This is a genomic window from Streptomyces sp. NPDC002276, assembly GCF_053891435.1.
Window position 1 is genome coordinate 91,015 of sequence record NZ_JBSFCQ010000005.1, and the last position, 17,270, is coordinate 108,284.

14 protein-coding genes are annotated in these 17,270 nt (G+C 70.9%); all 14 read left to right on the plus strand.

From position 1 onward, the window contains the following. Positions 1–8: 8 nt before the first annotated feature. The 14 genes from ACWIHT_RS15025 to rfbC are packed head-to-tail and all read left to right on the plus strand — an operon-like array spanning position 9 to position 17,268. Positions 9–2,198: a bi-domain-containing oxidoreductase gene (locus ACWIHT_RS15025; RefSeq protein ID WP_456168168.1), complete on the plus strand. Its 2,190-nt coding sequence runs from the start codon at positions 9–11 to the stop codon at positions 2,196–2,198. Then, positions 2,195–4,165 carry an alginate lyase family protein gene (locus ACWIHT_RS15030; RefSeq protein WP_456168170.1) on the plus strand — a complete coding sequence of 657 codons (1,971 nt, stop codon included), beginning with the start codon at positions 2,195–2,197 and terminating at the stop codon, positions 4,163–4,165. Before ACWIHT_RS15025 ends, ACWIHT_RS15030 begins: the two co-directional genes overlap by 4 nt. Next, positions 4,162–5,697 (plus strand): right-handed parallel beta-helix repeat-containing protein, encoded by a 1,536-nt coding sequence (locus ACWIHT_RS15035; RefSeq protein ID WP_456168172.1) that lies wholly within the window; start codon positions 4,162–4,164, stop codon positions 5,695–5,697. Before ACWIHT_RS15030 ends, ACWIHT_RS15035 begins: the two co-directional genes overlap by 4 nt. Position 5,698: 1 nt before the next feature. Beyond that, the gene (locus tag ACWIHT_RS15040; RefSeq protein ID WP_456168174.1) at positions 5,699–7,048 is read left to right on the plus strand and encodes an O-antigen ligase domain-containing protein; all 1,350 of its coding nucleotides are present in this window, start codon (positions 5,699–5,701) and stop codon (positions 7,046–7,048) included. Positions 7,049–7,050: 2 nt separating this feature from the next. Beyond that, positions 7,051–8,292, plus strand: a complete 1,242-nt coding sequence (locus tag ACWIHT_RS15045; RefSeq protein WP_456168176.1) for a glycosyltransferase family 4 protein — start codon at positions 7,051–7,053, stop codon at positions 8,290–8,292. Beyond that, positions 8,289–9,524: a methyltransferase domain-containing protein gene (locus ACWIHT_RS15050; RefSeq protein WP_456168178.1), complete on the plus strand. Its 1,236-nt coding sequence runs from the start codon at positions 8,289–8,291 to the stop codon at positions 9,522–9,524. Before ACWIHT_RS15045 ends, ACWIHT_RS15050 begins: the two co-directional genes overlap by 4 nt. Further along, the gene (locus ACWIHT_RS15055) at positions 9,521–10,315 is read left to right on the plus strand and encodes a sugar phosphate nucleotidyltransferase (protein WP_200710460.1); all 795 of its coding nucleotides are present in this window, start codon (positions 9,521–9,523) and stop codon (positions 10,313–10,315) included. Before ACWIHT_RS15050 ends, ACWIHT_RS15055 begins: the two co-directional genes overlap by 4 nt. Next, on the plus strand, positions 10,312–10,959 hold the full coding sequence (locus ACWIHT_RS15060) for a PIG-L deacetylase family protein (protein WP_456168180.1): 648 nt from the start codon (positions 10,312–10,314) through the stop codon (positions 10,957–10,959). The genes ACWIHT_RS15055 and ACWIHT_RS15060 overlap by 4 nt, the downstream gene beginning before the upstream one ends. Before the next feature lie 5 nt (positions 10,960–10,964). Continuing rightward, the gene (locus tag ACWIHT_RS15065) at positions 10,965–11,990 is read left to right on the plus strand and encodes an NAD-dependent epimerase/dehydratase family protein (RefSeq protein ID WP_456168833.1); all 1,026 of its coding nucleotides are present in this window, start codon (positions 10,965–10,967) and stop codon (positions 11,988–11,990) included. Further along, positions 11,987–13,261, plus strand: coding sequence for a DUF4910 domain-containing protein (locus ACWIHT_RS15070; RefSeq protein WP_456168182.1), 1,275 nt, complete (start codon positions 11,987–11,989; stop codon positions 13,259–13,261). Before ACWIHT_RS15065 ends, ACWIHT_RS15070 begins: the two co-directional genes overlap by 4 nt. Continuing rightward, a complete protein-coding gene (locus ACWIHT_RS15075) occupies positions 13,258–14,553 on the plus strand; it encodes a hypothetical protein (protein WP_456168183.1) in 1,296 nt (431 codons plus the stop codon). The genes ACWIHT_RS15070 and ACWIHT_RS15075 overlap by 4 nt, the downstream gene beginning before the upstream one ends. Then, complete coding sequence (locus ACWIHT_RS15080) at positions 14,550–15,497, plus strand: glycosyltransferase family 2 protein (RefSeq protein WP_456168185.1); 948 nt, start codon at positions 14,550–14,552, stop codon at positions 15,495–15,497. The genes ACWIHT_RS15075 and ACWIHT_RS15080 overlap by 4 nt, the downstream gene beginning before the upstream one ends. After that, positions 15,494–16,720, plus strand: a complete 1,227-nt coding sequence (locus tag ACWIHT_RS15085) for a polysaccharide pyruvyl transferase family protein (protein ID WP_456168187.1) — start codon at positions 15,494–15,496, stop codon at positions 16,718–16,720. Before ACWIHT_RS15080 ends, ACWIHT_RS15085 begins: the two co-directional genes overlap by 4 nt. Next, positions 16,717–17,268, plus strand: coding sequence for a dTDP-4-dehydrorhamnose 3,5-epimerase (rfbC, locus tag ACWIHT_RS15090; RefSeq protein WP_200710454.1), 552 nt, complete (start codon positions 16,717–16,719; stop codon positions 17,266–17,268). The genes ACWIHT_RS15085 and rfbC overlap by 4 nt, the downstream gene beginning before the upstream one ends. The last annotated feature ends 2 nt before the right edge of the window (positions 17,269–17,270 follow it).

Here is a 17,270-nt window from a genome sequence, read left to right on the forward strand (position 1 = left end):
GAGTTCTGGTGAAGCAGGTTGTACAGAACTACAAGAGCGGCGAGCTGGCGGTGCTCGACGTTCCGGTACCGGGGTGCAAGCCGGGCGGGGTGCTGGTGCGCAGCGCCTACTCGCTGATATCCACCGGCACCGAGCTGATGAAGGTCTCCGAGGCCGGCATGTCGATGCTGGGCAAGGCCCGCTCCCGCCCGGACCAGGTGGCCAAGGTCATGCAGAGCGTGGCCACCAACGGACTGCCCGCCACCTACCGCAAGGTGATGGGCAAGCTGGACTCCTACACCCCGCTCGGCTACTCGCTGTGCGGGGTCGTCGAGCAGGTCGGCGCCGGCATCGACGACGTGAAGGTCGGCGACCTCGTCGCCTGCGCGGGCAACGAGCACGCGCTACACGCCGAGCTGAACTGGGTCCCGAAGAACCTCTACGCCCCCGTCCCCGAAGGCCTCGCGCCGCGGCACGCGGCCTTCGGCACCGTCGGCTCGATCGCGATGCAGGGCGTCCGCCAGGGCGAGCCCCAGCTCGGCGAGGTCGCCCTCGTCATCGGCCTCGGCCTCATCGGGCAGCTGGTCGTCCAGCTCCTCACCGCCGCCGGAGTCCGCGTGGTCGGCGCCGACCCGGACCCGGCGCGCTGCGAACTCGCCGAGCGCCTGGGCGCCGTGGCCTGCGGCGACCCCGCCTCCGCCGCCGTGGAGGCCGCCGTCGCCGAACTCACCGACGGCCACGGCGTCGACCAGGTCTTCCTGGCCGCGGGCGGCGGCAGCAACCAGCCCGTCGAACTGGCCGCCCACCTCGCCCGGGACCGCGGCCGGGTCGTCGACATCGGCAAGTGCCGCCTCGACCTGCCCTGGAACGCGTACTACGAGAAGGAACTCGACGTCCGCTTCTCGCGCTCCTACGGTCCCGGCCGCTACGACCCGTCGTACGAGCTGGAGGGCCGCGACTACCCGATCGGCTACGTCCGCTGGACCGAGCGCCGCAACCTGGCCTGCTTCCTCGACCTCGTCGCCCGCGGCCGCGTCGACGTGGAGCCGTTGGTCTCCCACATCGCCGACTTCGACGACGCCGTGGAGACGTATCAGCGCCTGAAGGACGGCGAGTTGAAGGCCGTGGCCGTGCTGTTCCGCTACCCCGAGCAGGAAGGGGAAGCGGGGGAGCCGGAGGCCCCGTCGGTGGCCGTGCCCGCGGTACCGCCCACCGCCAAGGTGTCCACCCCGGCCCGGTCCGCGAAGACCCCGGTGCGCCTCGCGTTCGTCGGCGCGGGCAACTACGCGACGTCGATGCTGCTGCCGCACCTGGCACAGCGCGAGGGCGTCGAGCTGTCGACCGTCGTCACCACGACCGCGCTCTCCGGGGCCAACGCGCAGCGGAAGTTCGGCTTCGCCCAGGCGACCACCGACCTCGACGCCGTGCTCGGTGACAAGTCCGTCGACGCGGTGTTCGTGGTCACCCGGCACAGCTCGCACGCCGAACTGACCCGGCAGGCGCTGCTGGCAGGCAAGACCGTGTTCGTGGAGAAGCCCCTCGCCCTCACCGAGGACGAGCTGGCCGGTGTCCTCGCGGCGGTCGAGGAGTCCGGCAACGACCGCCTCCAGGTGGGCTTCAACCGCCGGTTCGCACCGCTGCTCCAGGAGGCCAAGGAGCGGTTCGGTGCCCGGACCGGTCCGGCGAACCTGCGCTACCTGGTCAACGCGGGCAAGCTCCAGCACGGCAGCTGGTACCTCCAACAGGGCGCCGAGGGCTCGCGGTTCGCCGGTGAGGGCGGCCACTTCATCGACACGGCGAGCTGGCTCCTCGACGCCGACCCGGTCTCCGTGTACGCGACGGCCGCGCCCGGCAACGAGGACCTCCAGGCCGTCCTGCGCTACCCGGACGGCTCCACCGCCACCATCAGCTACGTCACCACCGGCGCCTCCGGCTTCCCCAAGGAGACCCTCGACCTGGTCGGGGACGGCAAGGTGCTGCGCCTCGACGACTTCGTCCGCGCGTCGGTCCACGGCCGTAAGAAGTGGGTCAGTTCGCGGCTGCCCAAGGCCCGGGACAAGGGGCAGAACGCCGAACTCGCCGCGTTCATCAAGGCAGTTCGGACCGGCGGACCGATGCCGGTGCCGCTGGAGTCGCTGGTCGCCACCACGGCGGCCACCCTCGCCGTGGGGACCGGCCTGGCCGCCGGTGCGCCGGTGACGTTGGCGAGGACGCCATGACCATGAGCGCGGGCTGGTACCTGCGCCGGCTCTCCCGGATGGGCCCGCGCGAGATCGCGGGCCGGGCGGGCGACACCCTGCGCAGACGCCGCTGGCGGTCGGCGCGGCCGGACTGCCCGAGCGTCACCGGCGCCCGGTTCACCGCGGTCCTGCCCGCGGGGACGATCGCCGAGGTGCCGTCGGACGCCGTGAAGCGTCTCGTCGCCGAGGCGGACCGACTGATGGCCGGGCACGCCGAGTTCTTCGGCGTGGTCCGCGACGACCTGATCGACCCGGACTGGTCCTACGACCCGAAGACCGGGCGCCGGGCCCCGTCCGGCTACGCCTTCGACGTGCCGTACCGGGACGAGGAGTCGGCCGGGGACATCAAGCAGATCTGGGAGCCGTCCCGGCACCAGTACCTCACCGTGCTCGCCGCCGCCTACGCGGTCACCGGGGACGAGCGGTACGCCGAGCGCGTCGCCGCGCATCTGCGGTCGTGGTGGGCGGCCAACCCGCCGCTGCGGGGCGTGCACTGGATCAGCGGCATCGAGCTGGGCATCCGGCTGCTGTCCTGGGTGTGGGTCCGCCGGCTGCTCGACGGCTGGGAGGGCGCGGCCGAGCTGTTCGAGGACAACCCGGTCGCCCTGAACCAGATCTGGCACCACCAGCGCTGGCTGGCCGCCTTCCCCAGCCGGGGCTCCTCGGCGAACAACCACGTCATCGCCGAGACCGCCGGACAGTTCGCCGCGGCCTGCGCGTTCGACTGGTTCCCCTCGTCGGCGCGTTGGCGGTCCGACGCACTGCGGTCGCTGGACCGGGAGCTGCGGGCCAACACCTTCGACTCCGGCCTCAACCGCGAGTTGGCCACCGAGTACCACGGACTCGTACTCGAACTCGGCCTGGCCGCGCTGGCCGAGGCCGACGCAGCGGACGTGCCGGTGCCCGACTCGCTCCGGCTGGTGCTGCTGCGGATGACCGACGCCCTCGCGGCCGTGGTGGACAACCGGCTGCGCCCGCCCCGCCAGGGGGACGCGGACGACGGCTTCGGCCTGATCCTGGACGGCGAGGGCACCGAGCGCTGGGGTTCGCTGCTTGCCACCGGCGAGGCCGTGTTCGGCCGCCTCGACTGGTGGCCGACGGTCACCGCCACCGACGTGCGCACCCCACTGCTGGCCGCACTCATCAAGCCGTACGCGAAGGACGCAACCGCCCGCCCGGCGACCAGGCCCGACCGCTTCGCCGACGCGGGGCTCACCGTCCTGCGCGGGCCGGGGGAGATCTGGTGCCGCTGCGACGGAGGCCCGCACGGCTTCCTTTCCATCGCCGCGCACGCCCACGCCGACGCGCTGTCCGTGGAGGTCCGGCACGACGGCATCGACGTGCTCGCCGACCCGGGGACGTACTGCTACCACGGGCAGCCCGAGTGGCGGGAGTACTTCCGCTCGACGCTCGGCCACAACACCCTCCAGCTGGACGGCGGAGATCAGTCCGTCTCGGGCGGCCCGTTCCTGTGGACCCGGCAGGCCCGCACCCGCGTGCTGGACGTGGACAACTCCGGTGCGGGGGTGGCCCGTTGGACCGCCGAGCACGACGGCTACCAGGGCTCGGTGCACCGCCGTCGGGTGGAACTCACGGCCGAGAGCCAGGAGTTGAGGATCGTCGACGAGGTGCGCGGCGGCCCGCGCCGGGACGTGCGGCTGGCGTTCCACCTCGGACCCGAGATCGCCGCGGACCTGGTGGGGCACCGCGCGGTGCTCACCTGGATCCGCGACGGCGAGGGGCGTTCCGCGGTGCTCGACCTGCCGGAGCAGTTGTCCTGGCGGACGCACCGCGGCGAGAGCGAACCGCCGCTGGGCTGGTACTCCGCCGGATTCGGGCGCAAGGAACCCACCACCACGCTGATCGGCACCGGATTCGCCGACGGCACCGACGGGTTCACCACCGTCCTCGGGTTCCGCGGTCAGGGGAGTGTGTGCGGAACATGAGACGGCACTGGGCGTCGGCGGTCGCACCGCTGGCGCTGATCCTGCTGACGGCGACCGGCTGCGACAGCACGTCGAGCGCCCCGGCCACGACGAAGCCGAGCGCCGCGCCGTCCACGGCCACGTCCGCCGCCCGGACCGTGGCCCGGGTGTGCGCCAACCCCGCCGCCGGACCGGCCAAGGCGCCGGCGGGCGCGGTGACCGTCGACCCCAAGGTGGTCGGCGATCTGGCGACGAAGACCAAGAACAGCCCCCCGAACACCACGTTCTGGCTCAAGCCGGGCACCCACAGGCTTGAGCGGGACCGCTACGCCCAGGTCATCCCCAAGAAGGGGGACCACTACATCGGCGCGCCGGGCGCGGTGTTCGACGGCCGGAAGGTCAACCAGTACGCCTTCACCGGCAACGCCGCAGACGTCACCATCCGCTATCTGACCGTGCAGGGCTTCGTCGCGCCGCAGGACGAGGGCGTCGTCAACCACGACTCGGCCGACGGATGGATCATCGAACACTCGACGATCAAGGACAACGCCGGTGCCGGACTGATGGCCGGTGCCCGCCAGCAGGTCCGCGCCGACTGCCTGCGCGACAACGGCCAGTACGGCATGAACGCCTACAAGGGCAACGGCCCCCTCACCGGCCTGGTCGTCCAGGGCAACGAGATCGTCGGCAACAACACCGGCGACTGGGAGCGGAAGCAGAAGGGCTGCGGCTGCACCGGAGGCATCAAGTTCTGGGAGGTCAACGGCGCCGACGTGAGCGGGAATTGGGTGCACGACAACCGCGGCACCGGGCTGTGGGCGGACACCAACAACAACGACTTCCTCATCGAGAACAACGTGATCGAGGCCAACGACGGTGCCGCGCTGATCTACGAGACGAGCTACAACGCGGTCATCAAGGACAACACGATCCGGCGCAACAACTGGGTCGAGGGCCGCAAGGCGGCCGACAGCGGCGACAACTTCCCGTACGCGACGATCTATCTGTCCGAGTCCGGCGGCGAACCCCGGGTCAAGGCCCGCACCGACAAGATCGAGATCTACGGGAACGTGCTGGAGAACAACTGGTCCGGGATCACCCTGTGGGAGAACGCCGACCGGTTCTGCAACAGCCCGGCCAACACCTCGTCCGGTGACTGCACCCTGCTGGTGAAGAAGACGAGCAGCTGCGTACGGCCGGCGATCACCAAGGCACCGCTCTTCTCCGACTGCCGGTGGAAGACCCAGCGGGTGGACATCCACGACAACCGCTTCGTGCTCGACGAGTCCGTCGTCAAGTGCACGGAGATGTGCGACCGCATGGGGGTGCTCTCCAACTACGGCACCTATCCGGACTGGTCGCCCTATCACGGCGAAGGGGTGGCCGACGCCATCACCGAGGACCAGCACAACAGTTGGCACGACAACGTCTACGTCGGGCCGTGGAAGTTCGTCGTCGAGGACCAGAGCAAGGTGCTCGACTTCGGCCAGTGGCAGACCGCGCCGTACCAGCAGGACAAGGGCAGCACCCTCGACCTCCAGGCAGGTGGTTGAGATGAGCGAGAACTCGACGCGCGGACCGGACCCGGCAAAGACGCTGCCCGGCGCCGCACCGAGCCCGGCCGCCACACCGAAGATCGTCGGGATCGTCTGGGGGCTGCTGGTCCTCAACACGCTCGGCTCCGCCGGGGCGAAGACCATCGTCCCGCTGCCCCGCTCCCTCATCCAGATGGTCACCATGGGCTCGCTGGTCGCCGCGTTCGGCCTGGCACTCCTGGTCAACCAGCGGGTGCGCGTCAGGTCCAGCGCCTACGTGCTGCTGCTCAGCCTGCTGCTGGTGTCCAGCGTGATCTCCAGCGCGAGCCTGGAGTCCGGGATGGGCGCGCTGTTCCGCTGCTTCCGGCTGACGCTCTTCGTCGGCACGCTGTGGCTGCTCAGCCGCTGGTGGGACGGCAGCCTCACGTTCGTCCGCTATCACATCCGGGCGTACTTCGCGGTCCTCGGCTCGGTGGCCCTCGGCCTGGTCGTCTCCCCGGGCAAGGCCCTGCCCGACCTCTACGGCGGACGCCTCGTCGGCGCGCTGTGGCCGCTCACCCCGCCGCAGATCGGGCAGTACGCGGCGGTCATCATCGGGCTCACCGCGCTGCTCGTCATCGGCGGACGGACCGACCGGACCAGCGCCGTGCTGGTCATCGTGCCGTCGCTGGTGCTGCTCGCGCTGACCCACACCCGGACGGCAACCCTCGGCCTGCTGCTCGGGCTGACGCTGGCGATCGGCTCGCTCATCCTGACCAGCGCCGCGGCCCGCCGCTTCTTCAGCTGGTCGGTGCTGATCTCCGTGGTGGCCGCGGTCGGCTTCGCCTCCGCGCTCCAGACCTGGTTCCTGCGCGGCCAGAGCCAGGAGAACTTCTCCAGTCTCACCGGCCGGGCCAAGGTCTGGAACGCCCTGCTGGCCGAGCCCCGGTCGACCGCGCAGCAACTGTTCGGCGTGGGCCTGGGCGACAAGTCGTTCGGCGGGCTGCCGATCGACAACAGCTGGCTGGCCGTCTACAACGAACAGGGCCTGGTCGGTGTCACCCTCGTCGCGGTGATCATCGTTGTGCTGGGCGGTGTCGCGCTGCTGCGCCCACCCTCGCTCCAGCGGGCCTGCGCGATCTTCCTGATCAGCTACTGCGCGATCGCCTCGTACACCGAGGCGGGTCTCGGCGACGCCTCGCCGTATCTGCTCCATCTGGCCCTGGCCGCCTCGCTGTTGGCGGCACCGGCACAGGCCGCTCCGCTCTCGACGCAGCTGGGGAAGCCGCTCGCGAAGCCCCTCCCGCAGACCCTCTCGAAGACCTTCTCGAAGTCCGACGCCCCTCGACGGCACGTCCCGCGCTGGGCCCGTGGCTCGGAGGTGAACTGAGCATGCACGTCCTCGTGGTGCACAACCGCTACAACTCGGCGCAGCCGAGCGGCGAGAACAACGTCGTCGACCAGGAGGTGGCGCTGCTGCGCGCGGCCGGTCACCGGGTCGAGCTGTTCGAGCGGCGCAGCGACGACATCGGCGGACGCTCCCTCCTCGGCAAGGTCGCGGTACCGCTCCTGGTGCCGTGGAACCCGGGCGTGCGCAAGGAGTTGGCGGCCAAGCTGCGCGCCGAGCGGCCGGACGTGGTGCACGTCCACAACGTGTTCCCGCTGCTGTCGCCCGCGGTCCTCGCCGCCTGCGCCGACGCCGGAGTGCCCGCCGTCGCCACCCTGCACAACTACACCCAGGTCTGCCCGCCCGGCACACTCCAGCGGGACGGCCGACCGTGCACCGAGTGCGTCGGCGCGACCCCGCTGCCCGCCGTCCGGCACGGCTGCTACCGCAATTCCAGCCTCGCCACCGTGCCGCTCGCGGTCAGCCTCTCCGTCAACCGGAAGCGCTGGTGGACCGGCGTGGAGCGCTTCCTCTGCATCTCCGCCGCGCAGCGCGACGTCCTGGTGACCTCCGGGATGCCGGCCGAACGCCTCGCGGTGAAGCACAACTTCGTCCCCGAACCCGACATCCGCCGGGAGGGCGCGGGCGAGCAGGTGCTCTATCTCGGCCGCCTCGCCGAGGCCAAGGGCGTACGGCTGCTCATGGCCGCGTGGGACGAGGTCGCGGCGGGCGGCGGTGTGGGCGTCCCGCTCGCGATCGCCGGGACCGGCCCGCTGGAGAAAGAGGTCACCGCCTGGGCGGCGGGCCGCGACGACGTGCGCTGCCTCGGCCTGCTGGACCCGGCGGAGTGCCGCAAGGCCATCGCACGGTCGGTCGCCGTAGTCGCGCCCTCGACCTGGCTTGAGGCGTTCGGCCTGGTGGTCGTGGAGGCGATGGCGGCCGGGGTGCCGACCGTCGCCGCCGGTCACGGCGCCTTCGTCGAACTCGTCGAGGACGGCGTCACCGGACTGCTGCACACGCCTGGCGAGTCCGCCTCGCTCGCGTCCGGCATTCGCCGGATCGCGAACGACCCGGACCGCAACCGGGAGATGGGGCAGGCGGCCCGGCACCGCTACGAGCAGGGATTCAGCCCGGCCGTCGGCCTGGAGCGCCTGCTGGAGGAGTACCGCACCGCGATCGCGGGACGGTCGGCACTGGCTCGTGGTGGGGACACCCACGCGGGCAGGGGGGATGGGGACAGCACATGACACGATGCCGACTCTGCGGCTCGGAAGCGACGGCGAGCGTCGTCGACCTGGGGGCGACACCGCCGTGTGAGAGCTTTCTCGCAGCGGACCAACTGGACCTGCCGGAACCGGCGTACCCGCTGCATCTGCGGGTCTGCACGGAGTGCTGGCTGGCGCAGATACCGCCGCTGATCACGCCGGAGGAGACGTTCAAGGAGTACGCGTACTTCTCCTCGTTCTCGACCTCCTGGGTGGAGCACGCGCGCACCTTCGTCGAGGGCGCGGTGGACCGCCTCGGCCTCGACTCCGACTCCTTCGTGGTCGAGGTCGCGAGCAACGACGGCTACCTGCTGCGGCACGTGGTGGACCGGGGGATCCGCTGCCTGGGCATCGAGCCCTCGGTGAACGTCGGCGCCGCGGCGCGCGAGGCGGGCGTGCCCACCTTCACGGACTTCCTGAGCCCCGACACCGGCGCGGCCGTCCGCGCCGAGCACGGCCCGGCCAACCTGGTCGTCGCCAACAACGTGTACGCGCACATCCCCGACGTGGTCGGCTTCACCCAGGGCCTGCGCGCCCTGGTCGCCGACGACGGCTGGGTCTCCATCGAGGTGCAGCACCTGCTGACCCTGATCGAGGACAACCAGTACGACACGATCTACCACGAGCACTTCCAGTACTACACGGTCGCCTCCGCGATCCGGGCCCTCGCCAGCGGCGGACTCACGCTCGTGGACGTCGAGTTGGTGCCCACGCACGGCGGCTCCATCCGGCTGTGGTCCCGCCCGGCCGAGGTCGCGGGCGAGCCCTCGCAGCGGGTGGCCGACGTACTGGCCCGCGAAAAGGCCGCAGGGCTCCAGGAGTTGGCCGGATACACCGAGTTCTCCGCCCGGGTCGCCAAGGTCCGCCGGGACCTGCTCCGCTTCCTCATCGACGCGGCCGACCGCGGCGAGACGGTCGTCGGCTACGGCGCCCCCGGCAAGGGCAACACCCTGCTCAACCACTGCGGCATCCGCCCCGACCTGCTCGCGTACACGGTCGACCGCAACCCGTACAAGCACGGCCGGTTCACCCCCGGCACCCGCATCCCGATCTTGCCGCCCGAGCAGATCGCCGCCGACAAACCGGACTACGTCCTCGTCCTCCCGTGGAACCTGCGGGCCGAGCTGACCGAGCAGTTGTCCTTCGTCCATGAGTGGGGCGGCCGGCTCGTCTTTCCCATCCCGGAACTGAGCATCGTAGAGGTGAAGTCATGAAGGTCGTTCTCTTCTGCGGTGGTTACGGGATGCGCATGCGCAACGGAACCTCCGACGACGTCCCCAAGCCCATGGCCATGGTCGGTCCGAGACCCCTGATCTGGCATGTCATGCGCTACTACGCGCACTTCGGGCACAAGGAGTTCATCCTGTGCCTCGGCTACGGTGCCCACCACATCAAGGACTTCTTCCTCAACTACGAGGAGACGGTGTCCAACGACTTCGTCCTGCGCGGCGGACAGACCGAGTTGCTCTCCACCGACATCGCCGACTGGACGATCACCTTCGCCCAGACCGGCATCGAGTCGCCCATCGGTGAGCGGCTGCGCCGGGTGCGTCATCACCTCGACGGCGACGAGATGTTTCTCGCCAACTACGCCGACGTGCTGACCGACGCCCCGCTGCCGGAGATGATCGACAAGTTCGCCCAGCGCGACGCGGGCGCGTCGATGATGGTCGTACCGCCCCAATCCTCCTTCCACTGCGTGGAGTTGGGCGAGGACGGTCTGGTGGGAGGCATCACCGCGGTGAGCGACATGCCGCTGTGGGAGAACGGCGGCTACTTCGTGCTCCGCCAGGAGGTCTTCGACCACATACCGGAGAACGGTGACCTGGTCGCCGACGGATGTGCCCAACTGGCCAAGCAGGGACGGCTGGTGGCGCATCAGCACCGCGGCTTCTGGAAGCCGACGGACACCGTGAAGGAGCGGGCCGCGCTCGACGAGTCCTACACCCGGGGCGACCGCCCGTGGGCCCTGTGGGAGCGGGACAGCGCGGGGGTGCGTGCGTGATCAGGCTCGGAGCCGGTCCGCTCGACCGGATCGTGGCGGTGGGCGCGCACTGCGACGACATCGCCATCGGCGCCGGCGGCACCCTGCTGACGCTGTGTCAGGCGCGCCCTGGCATCCGCGTCGACGCGCTGGTGCTCTCCGGCGGCGGCACCGATCGCGAGCAGGAGGAACAGGCCGCGCTCACCGCCTTCTGCCCGGGCGCCGACCTGCGCCTGACCGTGCACAAAATGCCGGACGGCCGCCTGCCCGCGCACTGGGAGGAGGCCAAGGCCGCCGTCGAGGAACTGCGCGCGCAGACCGAGCCCGAACTGGTCCTCGCGCCGCGCACCGACGACGCCCACCAGGACCACCGCGGCCTGGCGCAGTTGATGACCACGGCGTTCCGTGACCACCTCGTGCTCGGCTACGAGATCGTCAAGTGGGACGGCGACCTCGGCCGGCCGGCGGCCTACCAGCCGCTGGAGACCGAGACCGCCGAAGAGAAGGTACGGCTGTTGCAGGAGCACTATCCCTCGCAGCGGCACCGGCCCTGGTACGACCGGGAGGCCTTCCTCGGCCTCGCCCGGATCCGCGGTATCGAATGCCACGCGCGCTACGCCGAGGCCTTCGCCGTCACCAAACTCACGCTCAACCTGGGGGGTTGAACACCTTGCGCGTACTACTGACCGGACACCAGGGATATCTGGGCACCGTGATGGCACCCGTCCTCACCGCCGCAGGACACGAGGTCGTCGGCCTCGACTCCGGCCTGTTCGCCGACTCCGTCCTCGGCCCCCAGCCCGCCGACCCGCCCGGGACGCGGGTGGACCTGCGCGACCTCACCGCCGAGCACGTGGCCGGCTTCGACGCCGTGATCCACCTGGCCGCCCTGTCGAACGACCCGCTCGGCTCGCTGGCCCCGGAACTCACCTACGACATCAACCACCACGCCTCCGTACGGCTGGCAAAGCTGGCCCGCGACGCCGGAGTCGGACGCTTCCTCTACGCGTCGACCTGCTCCGTCTACGGCGCCTCCGGTGGCGACGACCTCGTGACCGAGGACGCCCCGCTGCGCCCCGTGACGCCGTACGCGGAGTCGAAGGTGCGGGTCGAGGACGACGTGCACGCGCTGGCCGACGACGACTTCACCCCGGTGTTCATGCGCAACGCCACCGCGTTCGGGTTCTCGCCCCGGCTGCGCGCCGACATCGTGCTGAACAACCTGGTGGGCCACGCGCTGCTCTCCGGCGAGGTGCTGGTCCTCTCCGACGGCACCCCCTGGCGCCCGCTCGTCCACGCCGCCGACATCGCGCGCGCCTTCACGGCCGCGCTCACCGCGCCGCGCGAGGCGGTCCACGACCGGGCGTTCAACATCGGCAGCGAGGTCAACAACGTCACCGTCGCCGAGATCGCCGAGCAGGTCGCCGAGGCGGTGTCCGGCGCCAAGGTCGTCATCACCGGCGAGAACGGCGCCGACCCCCGCTCGTACCGGGTGGACTTCTCCCGCTTCCGCAACGCCATCCCCGACTTCGACTGCGAGTGGACGGTCAAGCAGGGCGCCCTCGAACTCGCCGACGCCTACCGGAAGTTCGACCTGACCCGGGAGGACTTCGAGCAGCGCTTCACCCGCCTCGCCGTCCTCAAGGCGGCCTCCGAGGCCGGCACCGTCGACGACACCCTGCGGTGGCGCCGATGACCCAAGTCGGCGAGGAGATGCACGCACTGGTGGAGCGGCTGTACCCGCTCTGCCGGAGCATCACCGGCGACGGCGTGCGCGCCACCCTGGACATCGTCGGCGAGTACCTCCCGCTGACCGTGCACGAGGTGCCGACCGGGACCCAGGTCCTCGACTGGACCGTTCCACAGGAGTGGAACATCCGGGACGCGTACATCGCCGACAGCACCGGCCGGCGGGTCGTCGACTTCGCCGCGAACAGCCTGCACGTGCTCGGCTACAGCGTCCCGGTGTCGAGGACCATGCCGCTCGCCGAGCTGCGCGCACACCTGCACACACTGCCGGACCACCCGAACTGGGTGCCGTACCGCACGAGTTACTACAAGCCGGAGTGGGGTTTCTGCCTGGCCCAGGAGACCCTGGACGCGCTGCCCGACGGCGACTACGAGGTGCGCGTCGACTCCACCCTCGCCGACGGCCACCTCACCTACGCCGAGCACGTCGTGCCCGGACAGGTGGCCGACGAGGTCATCGTCTCCTGCCACACCTGCCACCCGTCGCTGGCCAACGACAACCTCGCCGGCATCGCGGTCGCGACCTTCCTGGCCCGCGCACTCGCGCAGCAAACGCCGTACTACACCTACCGGTTCATCTACGCGCCCGGCACCATCGGGGCGATCACCTGGCTGGCCCGCAACGCGGAACGCATCGACCGGGTCAAGCACGGGCTCGTCCTTGCCTGCGCCGGAGACACGGGCCAACTGACGTACAAACAAAGCCGACGCGGTGACGCGGAGATCGACCGCGTGCTGCGACACGTGCTGACCGCGTCCGAACGCCCGCACCACATCAACGAGTTCACGCCGTACGGCTACGACGAGCGGCAGTACTGCTCACCCGGGTTCAACCTCGGAGTCGGGTCGCTCAGCCGGACCCCGTACGCGAGCTACCCCGAGTACCACACCTCGGCGGACAACCCGGACTTCGTCTCCCCGGAGGCGATGGCCGACACCCTCTCCGTGTGCCGCGAGGCGTTCACCGTCCTCGACCGCAACCGGCGCTACCTCAACCTCAGCCCTTACGGCGAACCGCAGTTGGGGCGGCGCGGGCTGTACGACGCGCTCGGCGGACGCAGTGACACGAAGACGGCCCAGATGGCCATGCTCTGGGTGCTCAACCTCTCCGACGGCGACCACAGTCTGCTGGACGTCGCCGAACGGTCCGGGCTGCCCTTCGACAGCGTCGCCGGAGCGGCCGATGCCCTGCACGAGGCAGGTCTGATCAAGACATGACATCGACGACCACCGACGGGGAGAAGGCGGCGCCGGTGCGGTCCGCCAAGCGGGCCCTCGTCGGCCGGCTCTCCTGGGGGCTGGCAGACCAGGCGGCCTCCAGCATCAGCAACTTCGCGGTGGGCATCTATGTGGCCCGCTCGCTGGGAGTCACCGCCTTCGGCGTGTTCAGCCTCGCCTGGGTGACCTACGGCGTGGTGCTCAACGTCTCCCGCGGCCTGGCCACCGACCCGCTCGTGGTCCGCTTCAGCGGGGTGCCGCAGGCGTCCTGGCGTGGGGCGGTGGCCCGCTCGACGGGTACCGCGCTCTGCGTCGGTTCGGCCCTCGGTGTGCTGTGCCTGGCGGCCGGGCTCGGGCTCGGCGGCCGGGTCGGGCCCGCGTTCGCCGCCCTCGGTCTGATGATGCCGGGGCTGCTGCTCCAGGACGCCTGGCGGTTCTCGTTCTTCGCCGCGGGCGACGGACGCAAGGCCTTCGTCAACGACATCGTGTGGGGCATCGCGCTGATCCCCGCCATGGTGGTGGCGGCCCATGTCGACACCGTGGCCGCCTTCGTGCTCGCCTGGGGCGCGTCCGCCACGGTCGCGGCGGGCTACGGCTGCATCCAGTCCGGCATCCGCCCCCGGATGGCACAGGCCCGCGCCTGGCTGCGCGAACAACGGGATCTCGGCTACCGGTACTTGGTCGAGAACGTCAGCCTCAGCGGCGCGAGCCAACTGCGGGCGTACGGCCTCGGCGTGATCGTAGGAGTGAGCGCGGTCGGCGCCGTCCGGGGCGCCGAACTCCTCCTCGGCCCCTTCCTCGCCGTACTGATGGGGCTGTCCCTGGTCACCGTCCCGGAGGCGGCCCGCGTGCTGCGGCAGGCCCCGCACCGACTGGGCCGGTTCTGCCTCTACCTCGGCGGGGGACAGGCCACCGGAGCGCTGCTCTGGGGCTCGGCCCTGCTGCTGATGCCGGACCGGCTCGGCGAGTTGGCGCTCGGCGACGTCTGGCGCTCCTCCTCGCACCTCATCGTGCAGATCACCCTCAGCGTCGCCGGAGCGGGCCTCGGCACCGGCGCCGCGGCCGGACTGCGCGCGCTCGGCGCCGCCAAGCGCAGCCTGCGCTGCCAGCTCTTCGCCTCCGCCTGCTACGTCGGCGGCGGACTCGGTGGCGCGGCCCTCGGCGGCACGTCCGGTTCGGCCTGGGGCGTCGCCGCCGCGACCATCAGCGGCTCGGCCGTCTGGTGGCTGCAACTGCGCGCCGCCCTGCGCGAGCGCCACCGCGAACCCATCCCCGAAGTGAGGACCTCATGACCGACCGACCACGGCTGAGCATCGGCCTGCCCGTGTACAACGGCGAGGAGTACCTGGCCGAGTCGTTCGACGCCCTGCTCGGGCAGACCTACGAGGACTTCGAACTGGTCGTCTCCGACAACGCCTCGGCCGACGGCACCGAGGCGATCTGCCGCAAGTACGCCGCGCAGGACTCCCGCATCCGGTACATCCGGCTGCCCCGCAACATCGGCGCCACCCCGAACCACAACCACGTCTTCGCCGAGTCCCGCGGCGAGTTGTTCAAGTGGGCCTCGCACGACGACCTCTACGGCCGCGACCTGCTGACGCGCTGCATAGAGGCACTGGACGAGCGGCCGGACGTCATCCTCGCCCACACCGACCAGGCGGTCATCGACGGCGACGGGCAGGTGACGGTCCCGTACGAGTACACGCTCGCCACCGGCTCCCCGAGCGCGCCGGAGCGCTTCCGCAGCCTGCTCTTCGAACCGGGCGGCGACGACTTCTACGGCGTCATACGGGCCGACGTACTGCGCCGCGTGAAACCGATGGACAGCTACCACCACGCGGACCGCACGTTCGTCGCCGAGATCACCCTGCACGGACGCTTCCACCAGGTCCCGGAACTCCTCTACTTCCGCCGCGACCACCCCACCCGCGCCGAACGCGCGAACCCCTCCAAGCGCGCCCGCTGCGTCAACCTCGACCCGCGCCGGGCGGGCGTGCTGCACCCGACGCCCCGGCTGCTCGCCGAGTACATCTGGGGCTTCGCGTCCGCGATCCGACGGGCCCCGCTGTCCCCGGCCGACCGGCGTGCCTGCTACCGCCACCTGGCCTCCTGGATGACCAGCCGGGTCCGCCCGGGCGTCGGCGAGCGGGTCGAGGACCGCGCCCCGGTCGACCCGTCCCAGCTCACGGTCTCCGTGGACGCCCTCGTCGCCGGCCGCGAGGGGAGGCACGCATGACCTCCGCGCCCCAACTGCCGGTGCGCGTCGGGGTGTTCGGCCTCCTCGGCTCCGGCAACCTCGGCAACGACGGCTCGCTCGAAGCCGTCCTCGGCTACCTCCGCGCCGACCACCCGGACGCGGTGGTGGACGCCCTGTGCGGCGGACCCGAGGCCGTGACGGCCCGGTTCGGGATCCCCGCCACCCGCATGCACTGGAACCGCGCCGAGTACCGCACCGCGTCCCGCCTGGGCTCGATCGCGTCGAAGGGCCTGGGCAAGTTCGTCGACATCTTCCGCACCGCCGCCTGGGTGCGCCGCCACGACGTGGTGATCGTGCCGGGCATGGGCGTCCTGGAGGCCACCCTGCCGCTCCGGCCCTGGGGCTTCCCGTACTCGCTGTTCCTGCTTTGTGCGAGCGGTCGCCTGACGCGGACAAAGGTCGCCCTGGTCAGCGTCGGCGCCGCCGAGATCCGCAACCGGCCCACCCGCGCCCTGGTCCGCTGGTCGGGCCGCCTGGCCGCCTACCGCTCCTACCGCGACGCCCAGTCCCGGGACGCGATGCGGGCGATGGGCGTGGACACCGCGCGCGACGAGGTCTACCCCGATCTGGCGTTCTCCCTCCCGTCACCACCCGCGAGCGCGCCCTCGGACGTGCCGGGCACGGTCTGTGTCGGCGTGATGGACTTCCACGGCGGCAACGACGACCGCGCCCGCGCCGACGAGATCTACGGCCGCTATCTCGACGGGACGATCCGGTTCGTCCGCACGCTGGTCGAGGAGGGCAGGCCGATCCGGCTGCTCACCGGCGACCGGTGCGACGCGACGGTGGTCGCCGCGATCCTCGAAGCGGTGGACTCCCCGCTGGTCACCGCGGCCGAACCGACCTCCCTGGACGACCTGATGAAGGAGATGACGGCCGCCGACACCGTGGTGGCCGTCAGGTACCACAACCTGATCTGCGCGCTGAAGACCGGAACACCGGTGCTCGCGCTCAGCTACGCGGCGAAGAGCGACGCGCTCATGGAACGGATGGGCCTGGGCGCGTACTGCCACCCGGCGCGCGAGGTCGACGCCGACCGGTTGCTGGAGCAATTCCGGTCGCTGGAGAAGCGATCGCCCGAACTGCGCGGGACCCTCGCCGAGCGGAACCGGGCCGCCGCCCGCCAACTGCGGGACCAGTTCGACTCGTTGACCGCGGCCGTGTTCCCCGCGACCGACCCCACTTCCCGGAAGGCTCCATGAAAGCGACCGAAGTCCCGGAGATCGCGGGCGCGTTCCTCTTCGAACCGACCCCGTACACGGACGAACGCGGCTTCTTCTGCCGCACGTTCGACGCCGACGTGGTCCGCTCGGTGGGCCTCGACCCGGACGCCTTCGTCCAGGACAGCCTCTCCCGCTCTGTCCGGGGCGTGGTACGTGGTTTGCATCTGCGATCCGGTGCGGGCGAGGCCAAGTTGGTGCGCTGCTCGTACGGGCGGATCTTCGACGTCGTCGTGGACCTGCGGCCGGATTCCCCGACCTACCGCCATTGGACTTCTTTTGATCTCACAGGAGAATCACAACCAACTCTTTACATTCCCGCGGGATGCGCGCACGGTTTTCAGGCACTGACCGATATCGCCGACACCTCGTACCGGATCGACCGCCCGCACGATCCGACCGAGGACGTGACCATCGCCTACGACGACCCGGAGCTGGCCATTCCCTGGCCGCTGCCGGTTGCGCTGATGTCCCAACGGGACCGAGAGGCACCGAGCCTCGCAGAGGTCCTGAAGCACAGAGAAAGTTGAGG